We start from the raw sequence: 16707 nt of genomic DNA, 5'->3' as shown, positions 1-16707 counted from the left end.
CGGGCGGGGCCGTCCAGAGGATCAGGCGCCGATTGCCAGCCTGCGCTCTGCTTCGACCGGGGTCGGATCGCGCAGCACATAGCCCCGCCCCCAGACCGTTTCGATGTAGTTTTCGCCGCCCGTCACCTCGGCCAGCTTCTTGCGCAGCTTGCAGATGAACACGTCGATGATCTTCAGCTCCGGTTCATCCATGCCGCCGTAAAGGTGGTTGAGAAACATCTCTTTCGTCAGCGTGGTGCCCTTGCGCAGGCTCAGCAGTTCCAGCATCTGGTATTCCTTGCCGGTCAGATGCACGGGCTGCCCCTCGGCCTCGACCGTCTTGGCATCGAGGTTCACCGCGATCTTGCCGGTGCGGATAACCGACTGCGCATGCCCCTTGGAGCGGCGGATGATCGCCAGAATGCGCGCCACCAGTTCCTCGCGGTGGAACGGTTTGATCATGTAGTCATCGGCGCCGAAGCCGAATCCCTTGATCTTGTTCTCGGTGTCGTCCGCCCCGCTGAGAATCAGGATCGGCGTATCGACACGCGCCAGCCTCAACTGGCGCAACACCTCATGTCCGTTCATGTCGGGCAGGTTCAAATCCAGAAGGATCAGATCGTAATCATAGAGCTTGGCAAGGTCGATGCCCTCTTCGCCCAGATCGGTGCAATAAACATTCAAATTGGCATGGGTAAGCATCAACTCGATGCTGCGTGAAGTCGTGGGATCGTCCTCCACCAACAAAATGCGCATTATGGGTTCTCCACGTTAATCCCTCGATAGCACTGACACTTTCATCAAATGGTTAACCACACGTTACTGTGGCATTTTTAGCCATAATACAACCTATGATTGTTTATTCTTTTGAATAGACGTGACCTTCAGGCCAGCAACCCCGTGCCGGCTGACCGCATCCGACCAAAGATCGAACTCTTCCTCGGACAGGCTGTAACGCTCCAACACCTCGGTCAGGGGCAGAAGGCCGTATGTCACCGCATGCACGACCACCGCCTTCCGGCTTGCCACCCATCGCTGCGTATCTTTCGGCGGCAGGTCCGCCCGTGTCAGGATCGAGCCATCGGGCAAGGTGACGGCGCGCCGGCCATCAACTTTCTTGAGATACATGACACCCCCCATCGACTGCACGCCGCCAGAATGCGCAATTCCCCTTAACGGGGAATGAAACGCGGGGTTGTGAGTAGCTCGCATGTTCCTATATTCCTTCGGATCTGCCGAAAGGATGCCTCCCCATGCCCAAGGACATGCCCCTGAACTCGCTTGGCCTGCCCAAGCGCCCGCAGGATACGCGGGTCGTCGTCGCAATGTCGGGCGGTGTCGACAGCTCGGTCGTGGCCGCAGTGCTGGCCGAGGAAGGCTATGACGTGGTGGGCGTGACGCTTCAGCTTTACGACCACGGCGCGGCGCTTGCGAAAAAGGGGGCCTGCTGCGCGGGCCAGGACATCCACGATGCGCGCCGCGTGGCCGAGGCGATGGGCTTTCCGCATTACGTTCTGGATTACGAAAACGTCTTTCAGGAAGCCGTGATCGACGAATTCGCCGATGCCTATCTGGCCGGGGCGACGCCCGTGCCCTGCATCCGCTGCAACGAGCGGGTGAAGTTCAAGGATCTCTTGGAAACGGCGAAGGATCTTGAGGCCGATTGCATGGCGACGGGCCATTACATCCAGCGCAAGATGGGCGCGCAGGGCCCCGAGCTGCATTGCGCCGCCGACCCGAACCGCGACCAGAGCTATTTCCTGTTCTCGACCACGCCCGAGCAGCTGGCCTTCCTGCGCTTCCCGCTCGGGCATCTGGCCTCCAAGGCCGAGACCCGCGCGCTTGCCGCGAAATACGGGCTGGCGGTGGCCGACAAGCCCGACAGCCAGGACATCTGCTTCGTGCCGAACGGCAATTATGCCTCGGTGATCGAGAAGCTGCGCCCCGGCGCGGCCGATCCGGGCGAGATCGTGGACATGGACGGCAACGTGCTGGGCAGCCACAAGGGCGTGATCCATTACACGATCGGCCAGCGGCGCGGACTGGGCATCGGCGGGCTTGGCGATCCGCTTTACGTCGTGAAGCTTGATCCCGACGCCCGGCGCGTGATCGTGGGGCCGAAAGAGGCGCTTTCCACCCGCGTCATCCCGGTGCGGGAAATCAACTGGCTGGGCGATGCGCCCCTGACCAGCCGGGCGGAATGGCACGTCTCGGTCAAGGTCCGCTCCACCCGCCCCCCGCGCGAGGCGGTGATCCGCCCGCTTTCGGAGACCGAGGCAGAGGTCGAACTGCTAAGCCCCGAGGAAGGCGTCAGCCCCGGACAGGCCTGCGTATTCTATGAAACCGGCGGCAGCCGCATCCTTGGCGGCGGCTGGATCTGGCGCGGGCGCTAGGCGCGCGCCAGATAGGCCAGAACCGAACGCGCCGCGCGCAGGCCCGGTGCCTCGCCGCCTTCGCCAAGGCGCTGCATCGTGACCTCCATCGCGGCCATCTGCGCGGCGCGCGCGCCCTCGTCCTCGATCAGGGCGCAAAGCGCGGGGGCGATCGCATCGGCGCGGCAATCGCGGCCCAGAAATTCCGGGATCGCGCGGGTCTCGGCCACCAGATTGACCAGCGTGACCGTGTCGATCTTCAGCAGCCAGCCCACGATCAGCCGGCTGAGCGGCGCCATGTCATAGGCGATCACCATCGGCGTGCGCGCGGCGGCCAGTTCCAGGCTGACCGTGCCCGAGGCCGCAAGCGCAAGATCGGCCGCGGCGAAGGCCGCGCGCTTTTCGGACGGGTCCTCGACGACGATGGGCGCCACCGGCCAGCGGTCGGCCATGCCGCGCACCATGGGCGCCACGCCCCGCACCGTGGGCAGCACCACCCGCAGCCCCGGTTCGCGGTCGCGCACGCGCATCAGCGCCTCGTCGAAGCGGGGGCCGAGGCGCGCCACCTCCCCCTCGCGCGAGCCGGGCAGGCACAGGACCAGCGGCTGGTCCCCGGCGATGCCATGCGCTTCGCGGAATGCCGCGGCCTCGGCGGGCGTGGCGCGGGGCTCGGCCACCACGGGATGGCCCACGAAATCGCAGCTCATCCCGGCGGCCTGCATGTAGCGCGGCTCGAAGGGCAGCAGCGCCAGCACATGATCGACAACCTGCGCCATGCGCGCCGCGCGACCCGGCCGCCAGGCCCAGACCGAGGGTGCAACGTAATGGATCACGCGCAGATCCGGGCGCGCCGCGCGGGCGCCCCGCGCCACCCGCAGCGTGAAATCGGGGCTGTCGATCGTGATCAGCGCGTCGGGCGCCAGATCGGCCACCGCCGCCGCGGTCTCGGCGATGCGGCGCTTCAGGTGGCGGTATTTCGGCAAGACCTCCCACAGGCCCATGACCGACAGCTCTTCCATGGGAAAGCGGCTTGCCAGCCCCTCGGCCTCCATCAGGGGGCCGCCGATGCCGTGGAACTCGACGCCGGGGGCAAGCGCTTTCAGGCCCGCCATCAGCGCGGCGCCCAGCTTGTCGCCCGAAGGCTCGCCCGCGATCACGAAGATCCTCATGGCCTGCGCGACCACAGGAACAGACCGGCCTCCTGCGCGGCGGCAAGGGTCTTTTCGCGCCCCAAAAGCAGGACGCCGCCCGCCTCCCACGCGATCCCGGCAAGCCCTGCGGCAGCCGCGCGCGCCACGGTCTGCGGCCCGATGGCCGGCAGGTCGATGCGCCGGTCTTGGCCGGGCTTCGGCGCCTTGTAGAACACCCCGCGCGCGCCTGCCGGATCGGGGCGCAGCCCCTGGTGCAGGGCGGCGAAATCCAGCATCGCATCGGTTCCCGGCAAGGCCTCGACGGCAAGGCACAGGCCCTGCGCCACCACCGCACCCTGCCCCACATCGGCCGCGCCAAGCGCGGCCACGATCGTGGCCGCGCGGGCGGCGTCCAGCTCGTCCGCGGGGCCCGGCGTGCCGCACAGAACGCCGGCGCAGGGCACCAGATCGGGGGCGATGGCATCGGCGCCCACGACCTTCAGATCCCATTCCTCGAACAGCGCGATCACCGCGCGCAGCGTGGCATCGTCGCCCGCCTGCATCGCCCCCAGAAGGCGCGGCACCAGCATCGCGGTCTGCGGATCGAACAGCTCAGGCTCCAGCCGCGGGCGGCGCATCGCCCCGGCAAAGACCACCCGGCGAATGCCGCGTGCCACCAGCCCGTCGAGAAACGGCACCAGACGTTCGACCCGGAAGCGCAGCGGCGCGGCCCCCGGCACGGCGGCGGCAAAGCCCTCCATCTCGCAGATCAGCATCCCCGGACAGGCTGCCGCCAGAAGCGCGGGCAGCGCGCCGGTTCCCGCTATCAGCGCCGTATCCGTCATTTCGGGGTCAGGAAGGACCGGTCCGACGGCCCCAGGATGAAGCTCAGGACTTCCTGCACCAGCGCATCCTCTGCGCCGCTTTCGGCCAGATGCCGGGCGGTTTCGCGGAAGCTGCCGCCTTCGGACAGCGCGGCATAAAGATCGCGCAGCGCGGTGATCTCGGCCCGCGGGGTGCCGCGCCGCTTCAGCCCGACAAGATTGAGCCCTTCAAGCTGCGCCCGCGGCCCCGCCACCATGGCATGCGGAATCACGTCCGCCGTCACCATCGACAGCGCGCCGATGATGGCCCCGCGCCCGATGCGCACCCATTGATGCACGCCCGACAGGCCCCCGACGATCACCTGATCCTCGATCACGCAATGCCCGGCGATGGCCGAGTTGTTCACAAGGATCACCCCGTTGCCCACTTGGCAGTCATGCGCGACATGCGCCCCCGCCATGAACAGGCAATCGTCCCCGATCCGGGTAATGCCGCCGCCGCCCTCGGTTCCGGTGTTGATCGTGACATGTTCGCGGATGCGGTTGCGCACCCCGATCACCAGTCGCGTATGCTCGCCCGCGAATTTCAGGTCCTGCGGGATCTCGCCAACCGAGGCGAAGGGGAAGATCACGGTCTGCGCGCCGATCTCGGTCGCGCCGGTCACGATGGCATGGGACTTGATCTCGACCTCCGGGCCAAGGACGACCTCGGGGCCGATCATGCAAAAAGGACCTATCTTGCAGCCGGCCGCGATCTGCGCGCCCTCTTCGACCACGGCCGAGGGGTGGATCTGCGCCGTGGCGTCAATACGCATCGCTTACCCCTGAAGGTCCATCATCGCGGTGAATTCCGCTTGCGCGGCCAACTGGCCCTCGACCGTGGCCTCGCCGTAGAACTTCCAGATCTTGCCGCCGCCGCGCTTGACGGTGACATGCAGCTCCAGCACGTCGCCCGGCACAACCTTGCGACGGAACTTGCACGCGTCGATCCCCATGAAATAGGTCAAAAGCGGCTTGTCGATCACATCGAGCGAGATCCCCACCACCACGGCCGAGGTCTGCGCCATCGCCTCGACGATGGTGACGCCGGGCATGATCGGCTCGTTCGGGAAGTGGCCCTGGAAATGCGGCTCGTTGCAGGTCACGTTCTTGATGCCGACCGCGCCTTTGAAGGGCACGATGTCGCGCACCTTGTCGATCAGCAGGAACGGATAGCGATGCGGAATGATCCGCTTGATCAGGCTAAGGTCGGCGAAGGTGTAGGGGGCGGGCTCGGTCATCTGATCTCCGTGAGGTCCAGAACATCGCGCACGAGGGTGCTTGATCGTTGCTAGCAACGCAACCGCGCCTTGGCAAGAAGCGGGGTCAGTTCCCCGATGCCGCAGGCGGCGCCGTTTCGCCGGTGGCGGAGGGCACGGGCGGCGCGCCTTCCGTTGCGTCAGCCGGAACGTCACCCGCGTCGGAGGGCGCTACATCCCCGTCAGGCGACGGGCTTGCCATGGCCGGCCCCTCCCCAAGGACGGCATCGACTCGTGCGCCCAGTTCTTCGGTGACATCTACCTGCGCGAGGCCTCGGATGATGACCCGGCGATCCAGGATCACCGCAGCGCCGCGCGCCTGTAACACGCTGTCAAGCAAGGGCAAGGCGGCCTCTACAAAGGCCGTGCGTTCATCCTCGAGCTGGCGGGCAAGGGCGCGGGATTTCTCTTCCTGGGCCTCCCGGATGCCCACCACACGCTGATCGAACGCATCGGCCTCGGCGCGGAACGCTTCGGGGTCCATGGTCGGGCGCTTGTTCGTCAGGGCGCGCTCTTCCTTCACCAGAAGGTCGGCGATGCGCGTATTCTCGGCGCTCAGCGCGGCCGAGGCAGCCTCGATATCCGCACGCACCCGGCGGCCCCACCGGGATCCTTCGTAAAGCCGTTCCCAGTCCAATGTCAGGACCGGACTGGGAAGCACGATCACGTTGTCGTCGGTGGCGGCGGAACCGGCCTCTTGCGCGGCGACGCCATTGGCGCCGGGCAAGAGGGCAAGGGCGAAAGCCCCCGCCACAAGCCACGCCCGCACGCCCATGACCTCAGAACCGGGTCGAAACGGTCAGGTCGAAGCTCTGCTCGAGGTCGTAATCTTCCTTGCGCAGCGCCTTGGAGAAGTTGAACCGCAGCGGCCCGATCGCGGTATCCCAGAACAGCGAGAAACCGATCGCCGAGCGCCAGATCAGGCTGTCATCGACGATCGCGCCGCCGGTGCCAACCTTGTTGTCCAGCCCCCAGACCGAGCCGACATCCAGAAACAGCCCGCCGCTCAGCCCGTATTCCTCGGGCAGGCCGATCGGGAATTCCGCCTCAAGCCGCGCAACCGCGAAATAGTTGCCGCCAAGCGCGTCGGCATTCGGTGCGGCCAGATCGCGCGGACCCAGGCCGTTATATTCGAAGCCGCGGATCTTGCCGCTGCCCGAGAAGCGGTTGGTTACACGGCTGTTGCCGTTGATCATGTGGATCGCGCCGCCTTCCAGCTCGGCGCGCAGGGTCACTTCTTCCTGAAGCACCTTGGTCTGGGCCGAGACGAGGGCCGTGGTGGTGATCGCCTCGACATCGCCGCCAAGGCCCGCGAAATCCTGACCGAAGCGCAGAAGCACGCCGGCATTCGGGTTCAGTCCGGTGGTGCGCGTGTCATAGCTGTAGGTGTAGCCCACGGCACTCGTCAGCAGGTCGCCATCGGTGAAATCGCAGGCATAGCCGGCCGGCGCCTCGCCCGCTTCGCACAGCAGGATGGGCGAGCTGTCGGAGAAATCGTCCGACGGATCGTCCGGCGTGTCGTTGTCGTTCAGGCCAACGTCATACAGCTTGTCCTTGGACATCTTGTAGCGCAGTTCCAGACGGCCATTCTCGGACACCGGGAACTCGATCGAGGGTGAGAATCCGATGAAACGCGCCGAATAGTCCGAGTTGTCGTTTTCCGAGATGTTGTAATAGACGTTGAAGCGGAACTTCAGATCGCGCCCAAGGAAGAACGGTTCCACGAAGGTCAGCGAGGATTGCGAGTTGTCCGAGGTCGTGCCGATCTGAACGCCAAGGAACTGGCCGCGGCCAAGGAAATTCGCCTCGTTCAGCGCGACGTTGACGCCAAAGCCTGAGGACACACCGTAGCTGGCCCCGAAGGTCAGCGAGCCGGTGGGTTGTTCGTCAACGTTCACATCGACCACGACCTGGTCTTCCGCCCCGCCCTGGCGGGCATCGACGGTCGCATCCGAGAAGAAACCAAGCGCACGCACGCGCTCGGCTGCGTTGCGGATCTCGCGCGGGTTGAAGGGGTCGCCTTCGACCGTGCGGAACTGACGCCGGATCACCTGATCGAGGGTCGTGGTGTTGCCCTCGATGTCGATGCGCTCGACAAAGACGCGCGGACCACGGGTCAGCGCAAGTTCAAGGTCCAGCGTCTGGTTGCTGGCATTGCGGGTGATGCGCGGCTCGACCCGCACGAAGTTCAGTCCCTTGCGCAGCGCAAGCGCCTCCATCCGGCCAATGGCGTTATCCACCGCCGAGGGCGAATAGACCACGCCCGAACGGATCTTCGCCAGCGGGCGGAATTCCTCGGCATCGACGCCCTCGACCTCGGAGACCGTGGTGACCTTGCCGAAACGGAACTGCTGCCCCTCGCGGATGTTGAAGGTCATGAAGAAGCCGTCGCGTTCGCGCGGCATTTCCGAGGACACCCCGGTCACCTGCGCGTCGACATAGCCGCGCGAGCGATAGAAATCGGTAAGCAACTGGCGGTCGAATTCGACGCGATCGGCCACGAAGGTGTCGCGCTGGATGATCGCGCGGAAAATCCCGGCCTGCTTGGTCTGAACGACCTGACGCAGGCGGCGGTCGGAATAGGCGCGATTTCCGGTGAACGAAAGGCGCTCCACCTCGCTGACCTTGCCTTCGCGGATCTCGAAGGCCAGATCGACACGGTTGCCGTCACGGCGGATGACCTTCGGCGTGACCCGCGCGGCCAGACGGCCGGCCTCGGCATAGGATTGCGCGATGCGGGCGGCGTCGGCCTCGGCGGTAGCCGGCGAATAGACCCGGTTCGAGCGCGACTCGACCACCTCGGCCAGGGCCTCGTCCTTCAGGCGGCGGTTGCCCTCGAAATTGACGATGTTGATGGTGGGGTATTCCTGGACCCGGATCAGCAGCGTTCCGCCCTGCGGCACGATCTCGACCGATTCGAACAGGCCAGAGCCCTGAATGCGCTGATAGGCGTCGTTCAGACCGCCCGCCGTCACCGCCTCACCCCGGCCGATTCCGGCATAAGTCAGGATCGTCTGCGGCTCGATCCGCTCATTTCCCTCGATCACGACGCGGTCGAAACGATAGCTCTGCGCCTCGGCCTCGCCGGGGGCCATCGTCCAAGCCATTGCCATGAAAAGAAAAACAAATGCGGCTTTGCAGAGCACGCGCGCCATGCCGATCCTGCCGGCCTTGATCTGCCTGAGCGTCATACCACTTCCCCCGCCGCGATCCAGTGACACAAAAATCCGTTATCACTGACGTGACTAGCGGGATTGGGGGTCTTTGTCAAAAGCCGATGGGCGCCGGTCGGGCGCCGCGCGCGCCGATCAAAGCTGGTAAGGGGCGGGGCCGGAAGGAATGCCCATTTCGGCCAGCTGGACGCCGATCAGATAGGCCCCGAGCAGCGCCACGATGATCGCCGCGGGCAGCAGAAGCCGGTCGACCGCCATGCCCAGCATGAAGGATGCTCCACGGTAGCCGTTCGCAATGATATCCGTCATCGAAACCTCCTGCCTCGGTGCCGGATACCTAGCGCGTTTTTGTGGCCGAATTAGGGCAGCGCGCCATTGTCCATGCCCGCAAAACAGAGCGTCAGCAGAACAGGTCGTTCGACAGGCCGAACAGCATCAGCGTCAGCACCAGCGCCAGGCCGATCGCCATCAGGACATTCATCACCCGGTCCGATGGCGGCTTGCCCGCCGCCGCCTCCCAGACATGGAACATCAGATGCCCGCCATCCAGAACCGGGATCGGGAAGAGGTTGAGAAACCCGACCGCCGTCGACAGCACCGCGATGAACCAGATGAAATTGTCCGCCCCCGATTGCGCCGCCGCGGCCGAGCTTTCGGCAATGCCGATCGCGCCGCGCAGGTTGCACGACGAGATCGCCCCCGTGATCATGTGCCCAAGCGCCGAAAGAGACGAGGTCACGATCCCCCAGGTTTCGCGCATGCCGCCCAGAACCGCCTCGCCCAGCCCGGTGGGGCGGGTTTCGGGCAGGAAGACGAAGCCCCCCGCCACGCCGATCTTGTAATCGGTCTCGAAACCGCCGCCCGGCAGGGGCAGGTCGGTGACCTTGGGGCTGAGCGTCACGCGCAGCGTATCGGCGCCGGCGCCCTCGCCCGCCGGGCGCCACAGATCCAGCGTCAGCGGCGCACCCTCGGCGGCCTTCACCGCGGCCTGAAGATCGGAAAAGCGGTGGAAGGGCCGGCCATCGGCACCGGTGATCACATCGCCGGGCTGAAGCCCCGCCTCTTGCGCGGCCGATTGCATCGCAACCCCCGCCACGCGCGGGGGATAGGGCTGCGGGCCGGCAATCTCGATCTCGGAGCCGTCGCGGCGCACCCGCCAGGGCAGACTCTCGCCCTCGGGCATCGTTTCGATCGCATCGCCCAGGGCGGCGTAATCCGCGATCTGCTGGCCCGCGATGGCCAGAACCTCGTCGCCCTCGCGCAGCTCGTAGGTGCCGCCGGGCAGATCCACCAGCCCGCCGATCACCGGCTTGTCGGTGGCCATCCCGGTCCAGAGCATCAGACCCGCGAAAATCACGATCGACAGGATGAAGTTGAAGACCGGCCCCGCCGCAACCGTCGCCGCGCGCGCCCAAAGCGGCGCGCCATGCATCGTGTGGCGCCGCTCTTCCGCGCTCAGTTCCGCCATCGCGGTATCGTCGGCCCCGGCCGAGGCGGCATTGGCATCGCCCAGAAACTTCACATAACCGCCAAGCGGCAACAGCGCCACCTGCCAGCGGGTGCCGTGCCGGTCCACCCGGCTGAACAGCTTGGGCCCGAAGCCAAGCGAGAAAACCTCGGCCTTGATCCCCGACCAGCGCCCGACGATGTAATGGCCGTATTCGTGAACCGTGACGATGACCGAAAGCGCGATGACGAAAGCCGCGACGGTGTAAAGCACATTGCCGAAATCCGGCAGCAACCCCATGAAATCCAAAACTCAGATCCTTCCCGTCTCGATCATCGCGCGGCCCAGCCTGCGGGCCTCGGCATCGGTATGCATGACGTTATCGAGGCTGAGTGCGGCATTTCCAAGACCCTGACGCGATGACATTTCCGCCAGCACCGCCTCGACCAGCCGCGCCATGTCCAGAAACCCGATGCGCCCGGCGACAAAGCCGTCCAGCGCGGCCTCTTTCGCGGCGTTGAACGCGGCGCCGGCCGTGCCGCCCATCGCCATCACCTCGCGCGCAAGGCGCAGCGCGGGGTAACGGCCGGGATCGGGCGCACGGAAGCTCAGCGCACCGATCTGCGCAAGGTCAAGCCGCGCCACCGGCAGTTCGGCACGCTCGGGCCAGTTCAGCGCATAGCCGATCGCATGGCGCATGTCGGGCGCGCCCAGATGCGCCATCAGCGCCCCGTCGCAAAACCCCACCAGCGCATGGACCAAGCTTTCGGGATGCACCAGCACCTCGATTCGCTCCGGCGCGATTCCGAAATATTCCTTTGTTTCAATAACCTCCAGCGCCTTGTTGAACATCGAGGCACTGTCGATGGTGATCCGCTGCCCCATGGCCCAGTTCGGGTGACTCGAGGCCTCGGCAACCGTGGCATGGGCCAGGCGCTCCATCGGCCAGTCGCGGAATGCCCCGCCCGAGGCGGTGATGATGACACGCTCGACCGCGGCCATGTCTTCCCCGACAAGCGCCTGGAAGACGGCCGAATGCTCGCTGTCGACGGGCAGGATGCGGGCGCCGTGGCGCGCGGCCTCGGCCATCAGAAGCGGACCGGCCGTCACCAGCGATTCCTTGTTGGCAAGTGCCAGCGTCGCGCCGTGGCGCAGCGCATGGAACCCCGGCGCAAGGCCCGCCGCGCCGACGATCGCGCTCATGACCCAGTCGGCGGGGCGGTCGGCGGCCTCGATCAGCGCCTGCGGTCCCGCCGCGGCCTCGACCCCCGATCCGGCAAGCGCGGCACGCAGCGCGGGCAGGCAATCGTCATAGGCGGTGACGGCCAGTTCGGCCCGCAGGTCGCGCGCCTGCGCGGCCAGCCGGGCGACATTGCGTCCCCCGCTCAGCGCGACGGTGTGAAACCGCGCGCTGCCGCCCTGGCGCATCAACAGATCGTAGGTGCTTTCCCCGATCGAGCCGGTCGCCCCGAAGACCGAGATCCGCCGCATGCCCTAGATCCCCGCAAGCGGCAGCGGCATGATCTGCACGACCAGCAGCACAAGCAGAACCGCGCCCAGAAGCGCGTCGAACCGGTCCAGCACGCCGCCATGGCCCGGAATGAGGGTCGAGCTGTCCTTGACCCCCGTCCGGCGCTTGATCGCGCTTTCCGCGATGTCGCCCATCTGCCCGGCAAAGGCCAGAAGCGGCGACAGCCAGACCAGCGCCCAGCCCCCGCCCGCAAGCGCAAAGCACAACCCCACGAGCGCGGCACCGACCCAGCCCGCAACCGTTCCCGACCAGGTCTTCTTCGGGCTCACGGCCGGCCAGAATTTCGGCCCGCCCAGCATCCGCCCGGCGAAATAGCCCGCCACATCCGAGATCACCACCACCGCGACGATCCACGCGATCGCGGCCAGCCCCTGCCCCTCGCGCAGCGCCACAAGGCCATAGCCGGTCAGCATCACCGCAAGCGCGTAAAGGCCGAAGATCGCCGGGTCGCGGCGCGGCCGCAGCGCGCCCAGAACCGGCGGCAGGGCCAGAAGCGCAAGGACGAACGGCATGTGCAGCCACAGCACCACCGCCAGAACGCCGCCCGCAAGCAGCGCAAGGCCAAGCGCCTCGTCGCGCCGTCCGGGCGCGGTCATGAGCGAAAGTTCCCAGATCATCAGCGCGGTCACCAAAACCGCAAGCGCCGCAAAGACCAGTCCGCCCCACCAGATTGCCAGGGCCCCGACCGCCAGCATGGCCACCCCCGAGGCAACCCGGGCCGGCAGATCGTTCCAACGTGCCGGGGCGGGCTCGCCCGTCATGCCTTGGCCCCGCCGAAACGCCGGTCGCGCCCGCCGAAGCGCTCCAGGATCCTGGCCAGATCGTCGATGGTGAAATCGGGCCAGAGCGTCGACGTAAATTCGTATTCGGAATAGGCCGACTGCCAGGGCAGGAAATTCGAGGTGCGCGTCTCGCCCGAGGTGCGGATCACCAGATCCGGGTCGGGCAGCCCCGCAGTATCGAGTCGCGCGGCAAGCGCCTCCTCGTTCAGCTCGTCCGCGCCGATCTTTCCCGCCGCATAATCGCGCGCAAGCTGTGCTGCGGCGCGCGCAAGCTCGTCCCGGCCGCCGTAATTGATCGCCACGGTCAGGTTCAGGCGGCTGTTCGGGGCGGTTTTCGCCTCGATCCCCACCATCAGCTTTTGCAGCCGGGGTTCCAGCCTGCTCCGCTCCCCGATGAAGCGCATGCGCACGCCCTCGGCGGCAAGCGCATCGGCCTCCTTCTCGATATAGCGGGCGAAAATCCCCATCAGGCCAAGGACTTCCTCGGTCGAACGCTTCCAGTTCTCGGTCGAGAAGGCATAGACGGTCAGCCAGCGGACCCCCAGATCGGGGCAGGCGCGCACGATCTGCTTGACGCGCTCGGCCCCGCGGCGGTGGCCTACAAGGCGTGGCCAGCCGCGGTTCTTGGCCCAACGGCCGTTTCCGTCCATGATAACGGCAACATGCGGGACTCCGTAGTCCACGGAACTGGTAACAGAAGTTGGTTCGGTAACGGCCATAGGCCCGCCTTTCGCGGATGGGTGAAGACGGCAGGTCAGACCTGCATGATCTCTGCCTGCTTCGCCTCAAGTGCCTTGTCGACCTGCGCGATCATCTTGTCGGTCAGGGCCTGCACCTCGTCGGACCACATCTTCTGATCATCCTCGGACATGCCGCCGGTCTTGGCCTTCTTGATCTGGTCCATGCCATCGCGGCGCACGTTGCGCACGGCAACACGTGCATGTTCGGCATATTGCGCGGCCACGCGGGTCAGTTCGCGCCGGCGTTCCTCGTTCAGTTCGGGGATCGGCAGCATGATGATCGTGCCGTTGAGCTGCGGGTTGATGCCAAGCCCGGATTCGCGGATCGCCTTCTCGGCCTTGCCGACCAGCGCCTTGTCCCAGACATTGATCGTGACCATGCGCGGCTCGGGCACGTTGACGGTGCCGATCTGGTTGATCGGGGTCATCTGGCCATAGGCATCGACCATGATCGGCTCGACCATCGTGGCCGAGGCGCGGCCGGTGCGCAGGCTGGCGAATTCGTGCTTGAGCGCAACCATCGCCCCGTCCATGCGGCGCGAAAGGTCGTCAATGTCGATCTCGATATCGTCGGACATGTTCTGTTTTCCGTCTTCTGATTTGCGGCGTGCCCCCTCATAGCGAAGGTCACGCCAGAAAGATAGCGTCAGCCCTGCACCCGCGTATAGGTGCCCTGCCCCGCAAGAATGCCGCGGAAGCCGCCGGGTTCATCCAGCGAGAATACGATGATCGGCAGGTTGTTGTCGCGCGCAAGGGCGATCGCCGAAGCATCCATCACGCCAAGGTGTTTTTGCAAAACCTCGTCATAGGAAATCGTGTCGAAGCGTTTTGCATCGGGGAATTTTTTCGGATCCTTGTCATAGACACCGTCGACCTTGGTGCCCTTGAAGATCGCCTCGCAGCCCATTTCGTTGGCGCGCAGCGTAGCCGCGGTATCGGTGGTGAAATAGGGGTTCCCGGTGCCGGCGGCGAAAATGCACACCCGCTTCTTCTCAAGGTGGCGCACGGCGCGGCGGCGTATATAGGGCTCGCAGACCTGATCCATCGGGATCGCGCTGATCACGCGGGTATGGATGCCAAGCGCCTCGAGCGCGGCCTGCATGCCAAGCGCGTTCATCACCGTAGCCAGCATCCCCATGTAATCGGCCGTCGTCCGCTCCATCCCCTGGGCCGAGCCCTGAAGGCCGCGGAAGATGTTGCCGCCGCCGATCACCATACAGATCTCGACGCCCATGTCATGGACCGATTTGACCTCTTGCGCGATGCGCGCCACGGTCGGCGGGTGCAGCCCGAAGCCCTGATCGCCCATCAGCGCCTCACCCGAGATCTTCAGCAGGACCCTCTTGTAGGTTACTTTTGCGTCGGCTTGCGCGCTCATCGGGGGTCCTCATCGCTGCGGTTGTCATCGCCGCGCAAAATGTCGCAAATGGAGCGCGGGTTCAACCACGCGTTTGGGCCGGACGGCGGAATGGCGGAAAATCCGCGCAGGCGGACAGGAACGACAGGGCACCAGTTTGCAACTGCTTGATAATATTGACGCCACGCGCCCGGTCCTGATTGCCGGCCCGACGGCAAGCGGCAAGTCGGGCCTGGCGCTTGCGATCGCGCGGGCGCAGGGCGGGGTCGTGGTCAACGCCGATGCGCTTCAGGTCTGGTCGTGCTGGCGGGTGCTGAGCGCGCGCCCCTCGGCCGCGGACGAGGCCGCCGCCCCGCACGCGCTTTACGGCCATGTCGCACCCGGGCAGGACTATTCCGTGGGCCATTGGCTGCGCGAGGTCGCGGCGCTTCTGCACAGCGGCATCCGGCCCATCATCGTGGGCGGCACCGGGCTTTACCTCAGCGCGCTGACCGAGGGGCTGGCCGAGATCCCGCCCACGCCGCCCGGGCTGCGCGCGCTTGCCGACCGGCGCCTTGCGGCCGAGGGTCCCGCCGCCCTGCTGGCCGAGCTGGACGGCCCGACCGCCGCGAAGGTCGACCCGCTCAACCCCGCGCGCATCCAGCGCGCCTGGGAGGTGTTGGCCGCCACCGGCAAGGGCCTGGCCGCCTGGCAGGCCGAGACGCCTCCCGCCCTTCTGCCGCTGTCGGCCTGCACGCCCCTTCTGATCGAGGCCGAGCGCGACTGGCTGGCCGAACGGATCGACCGGCGCTTTGCGCAGATGCTGGCCGAGGGCGCGCTGGACGAGGTGCGCGCGATGCTGCCGCACTGGGACCGGACCGCCCTTTGGGCCAGGGCGATCGGCGCGCCCGAACTGGTGGCCTATCTGCAACAGAAATGCACGCTGGAGGTCGCCACGGCCGCCGCACAGGCCGCTTCGCGCCAATATGCCAAGCGTCAGCGCACATGGTTTCGTGCCCGCATGGGACGGTGGCACAAGATAGCGCGTCCCTAACGCCAGCCCGGCGCGCTTTTGCCGACAGCCTATAAATCTGTTGGAAAATAAGGGTTTCCGGCATAATCTTCACGCTTGTCTTGCCCAATGGAAAGGCTTTCTCGTGAAGCTGTTCTCCGCCCCTCCGCTGTCGCAGTTCTCCGACAGCCCGCCGCGCCCGAAACCCGAGGTCACCGTTCCGCGCAGTGCGCTGCCGGAAACGCCCCCCGCCGCGCGGATCGTGCCGATCCCGCGCCTGGCGCAGGGCGGCCGCTGGCGGGTCGAGGCGATGCGCGCGCTTTCCGAGCCCTGCCTTTTGTGGTTCACCCGCGGTCAGGGCCGCATGACCCTTGGCGGCGTGACCCGCGGCTATGGCGCGCATAACGCGGTGTTCATCCCCGCCGGCGTGATGCACGGCTTCGAGGTCGGGCCGCAGACCCACGGGCAGGCGGTCTTCCTTGGCCGGGGCAGCGACATCACCCTGCCCCATTCGGCCCAGCATCTGCGGGTGCGCGAAGGCGCCGCGCAGGCCGAGCTGTCGGGCATCATCGAGGCCGTCGCGCGCGAGCTGGACAGCACCCGCCCCGGATCGGACCGCGCCGCGCGCCACCATCTGGGCCTGCTAAGCGTCTGGCTGGAACGCCAGGTCGAGGCGCATCAGTCCGAGGTCAAGCGCCCCACCGCCGCCAAGCGCCTTGTCGCGCGCTACACCGCCCTTCTGGAACGCGATTTCCGCTCGGGGCATGGCGTGGCGGACTATGCCGCGGAACTGGGCGTGACCCCCACGCATCTGTCGCGCGTGTGCCGCGAAAGCTGTGGCCGGCCGGCATCCGAACTGCTCCAGGACCGCCGCCTCTACGAGGCCCGCCGCCTGCTGAGCGAAACCCGCGAGCCGGTGAAGACCATCGCCCGCACGCTCGGCTTCACCAGCCCCGCCTATTTCACCCGCGCCTTCCACGCAAGGATCGGCAAGACGCCGTCGCAATTCCGTCGCACGGGCTGATCCGGACCGTCACCGGCGCGTCACCTTTGGCCCCCAGGTTTCGGGGGCCGCAACGCTTT

General features: G+C 66.5%; 18 protein-coding genes. 3 read left to right on the top strand and 15 right to left on the bottom strand.

From position 1 onward, the window contains the following. Positions 1–21: 21 nt before the first annotated feature. Positions 22–735 carry a response regulator transcription factor CtrA gene (ctrA, locus tag AC4PTO_RS07055; protein WP_492733024.1) on the bottom strand — a complete coding sequence of 238 codons (714 nt, stop codon included), beginning with the start codon at positions 733–735 and terminating at the stop codon, positions 22–24. Positions 736–828: 93 nt separating this feature from the next. Further along, the gene (sciP, locus tag AC4PTO_RS07050; protein ID WP_492733023.1) at positions 829–1107 is read right to left on the bottom strand and encodes a CtrA inhibitor SciP; all 279 of its coding nucleotides are present in this window, start codon (positions 1105–1107) and stop codon (positions 829–831) included. Positions 1108–1232: 125 nt separating this feature from the next. Between sciP and mnmA the strand changes: the two genes are divergently transcribed. Beyond that, a complete protein-coding gene (gene mnmA / locus AC4PTO_RS07045; protein ID WP_492733022.1) occupies positions 1233–2372 on the top strand; it encodes a tRNA 2-thiouridine(34) synthase MnmA in 1140 nt (379 codons plus the stop codon). On the opposite strand, the gene lpxB is transcribed toward mnmA, so the two are convergent. The 13 genes from lpxB to pyrH form a co-directional block, all read right to left on the bottom strand. Next, on the bottom strand, positions 2369–3520 hold the full coding sequence (gene lpxB / locus AC4PTO_RS07040; protein ID WP_492733021.1) for a lipid-A-disaccharide synthase: 1152 nt from the start codon (positions 3518–3520) through the stop codon (positions 2369–2371). The genes mnmA and lpxB overlap by 4 nt on opposite strands. Continuing rightward, positions 3517–4326, bottom strand: coding sequence for an LpxI family protein (locus tag AC4PTO_RS07035; protein ID WP_492733020.1), 810 nt, complete (start codon positions 4324–4326; stop codon positions 3517–3519). The genes lpxB and AC4PTO_RS07035 overlap by 4 nt, the downstream gene beginning before the upstream one ends. Then, entirely contained in the window at positions 4323–5120 is a 798-nt protein-coding gene (lpxA, locus tag AC4PTO_RS07030) for an acyl-ACP--UDP-N-acetylglucosamine O-acyltransferase (RefSeq protein ID WP_492733019.1), read from the bottom strand. Before lpxA ends, AC4PTO_RS07035 begins: the two co-directional genes overlap by 4 nt. A gap of 3 nt (positions 5121–5123) precedes the next feature. After that, a complete protein-coding gene (gene fabZ, locus AC4PTO_RS07025; RefSeq protein WP_492733018.1) occupies positions 5124–5585 on the bottom strand; it encodes a 3-hydroxyacyl-ACP dehydratase FabZ in 462 nt (153 codons plus the stop codon). Between the two features lie 85 nt (positions 5586–5670). Then, entirely contained in the window at positions 5671–6372 is a 702-nt protein-coding gene (locus AC4PTO_RS07020) for an OmpH/Skp family outer membrane protein (RefSeq protein WP_492733017.1), read from the bottom strand. Between the two features lie 10 nt (positions 6373–6382). After that, positions 6383–8794, bottom strand: coding sequence for an outer membrane protein assembly factor BamA (gene bamA, locus AC4PTO_RS07015; protein ID WP_492733016.1), 2412 nt, complete (start codon positions 8792–8794; stop codon positions 6383–6385). Positions 8795–8911: 117 nt separating this feature from the next. Beyond that, positions 8912–9085 carry a hypothetical protein gene (locus AC4PTO_RS07010; RefSeq protein ID WP_492733015.1) on the bottom strand — a complete coding sequence of 58 codons (174 nt, stop codon included), beginning with the start codon at positions 9083–9085 and terminating at the stop codon, positions 8912–8914. Between the two features lie 91 nt (positions 9086–9176). Next, complete coding sequence (rseP, locus tag AC4PTO_RS07005) at positions 9177–10532, bottom strand: RIP metalloprotease RseP (protein ID WP_492733014.1); 1356 nt, start codon at positions 10530–10532, stop codon at positions 9177–9179. Between the two features lie 3 nt (positions 10533–10535). Further along, positions 10536–11714, bottom strand: a complete 1179-nt coding sequence (gene dxr, locus AC4PTO_RS07000) for a 1-deoxy-D-xylulose-5-phosphate reductoisomerase (protein WP_492733013.1) — start codon at positions 11712–11714, stop codon at positions 10536–10538. Positions 11715–11717: 3 nt separating this feature from the next. Continuing rightward, on the bottom strand, positions 11718–12515 hold the full coding sequence (locus AC4PTO_RS06995; protein WP_492733012.1) for a phosphatidate cytidylyltransferase: 798 nt from the start codon (positions 12513–12515) through the stop codon (positions 11718–11720). Then, positions 12512–13255 carry a polyprenyl diphosphate synthase gene (gene uppS / locus AC4PTO_RS06990; protein WP_492733011.1) on the bottom strand — a complete coding sequence of 248 codons (744 nt, stop codon included), beginning with the start codon at positions 13253–13255 and terminating at the stop codon, positions 12512–12514. The genes AC4PTO_RS06995 and uppS overlap by 4 nt, the downstream gene beginning before the upstream one ends. Positions 13256–13290: 35 nt before the next feature. Beyond that, on the bottom strand, positions 13291–13854 hold the full coding sequence (gene frr, locus AC4PTO_RS06985) for a ribosome recycling factor (protein ID WP_492733010.1): 564 nt from the start codon (positions 13852–13854) through the stop codon (positions 13291–13293). Positions 13855–13922: 68 nt separating this feature from the next. Then, entirely contained in the window at positions 13923–14654 is a 732-nt protein-coding gene (gene pyrH / locus AC4PTO_RS06980) for a UMP kinase (RefSeq protein WP_492733009.1), read from the bottom strand. 100 nt (positions 14655–14754) lie between these two features. Between pyrH and miaA the strand changes: the two genes are divergently transcribed. Continuing rightward, the gene (gene miaA, locus AC4PTO_RS06975) at positions 14755–15666 is read left to right on the top strand and encodes a tRNA (adenosine(37)-N6)-dimethylallyltransferase MiaA (RefSeq protein WP_492733566.1); all 912 of its coding nucleotides are present in this window, start codon (positions 14755–14757) and stop codon (positions 15664–15666) included. A gap of 103 nt (positions 15667–15769) precedes the next feature. Continuing rightward, on the top strand, positions 15770–16648 hold the full coding sequence (locus tag AC4PTO_RS06970; protein ID WP_492733008.1) for a helix-turn-helix domain-containing protein: 879 nt from the start codon (positions 15770–15772) through the stop codon (positions 16646–16648). The last annotated feature ends 59 nt before the right edge of the window (positions 16649–16707 follow it).

It is taken from the genome of Rhodobacter maritimus, from assembly GCF_058747975.1.
This window is presented reverse-complemented; position numbering and strand designations above follow the sequence as displayed.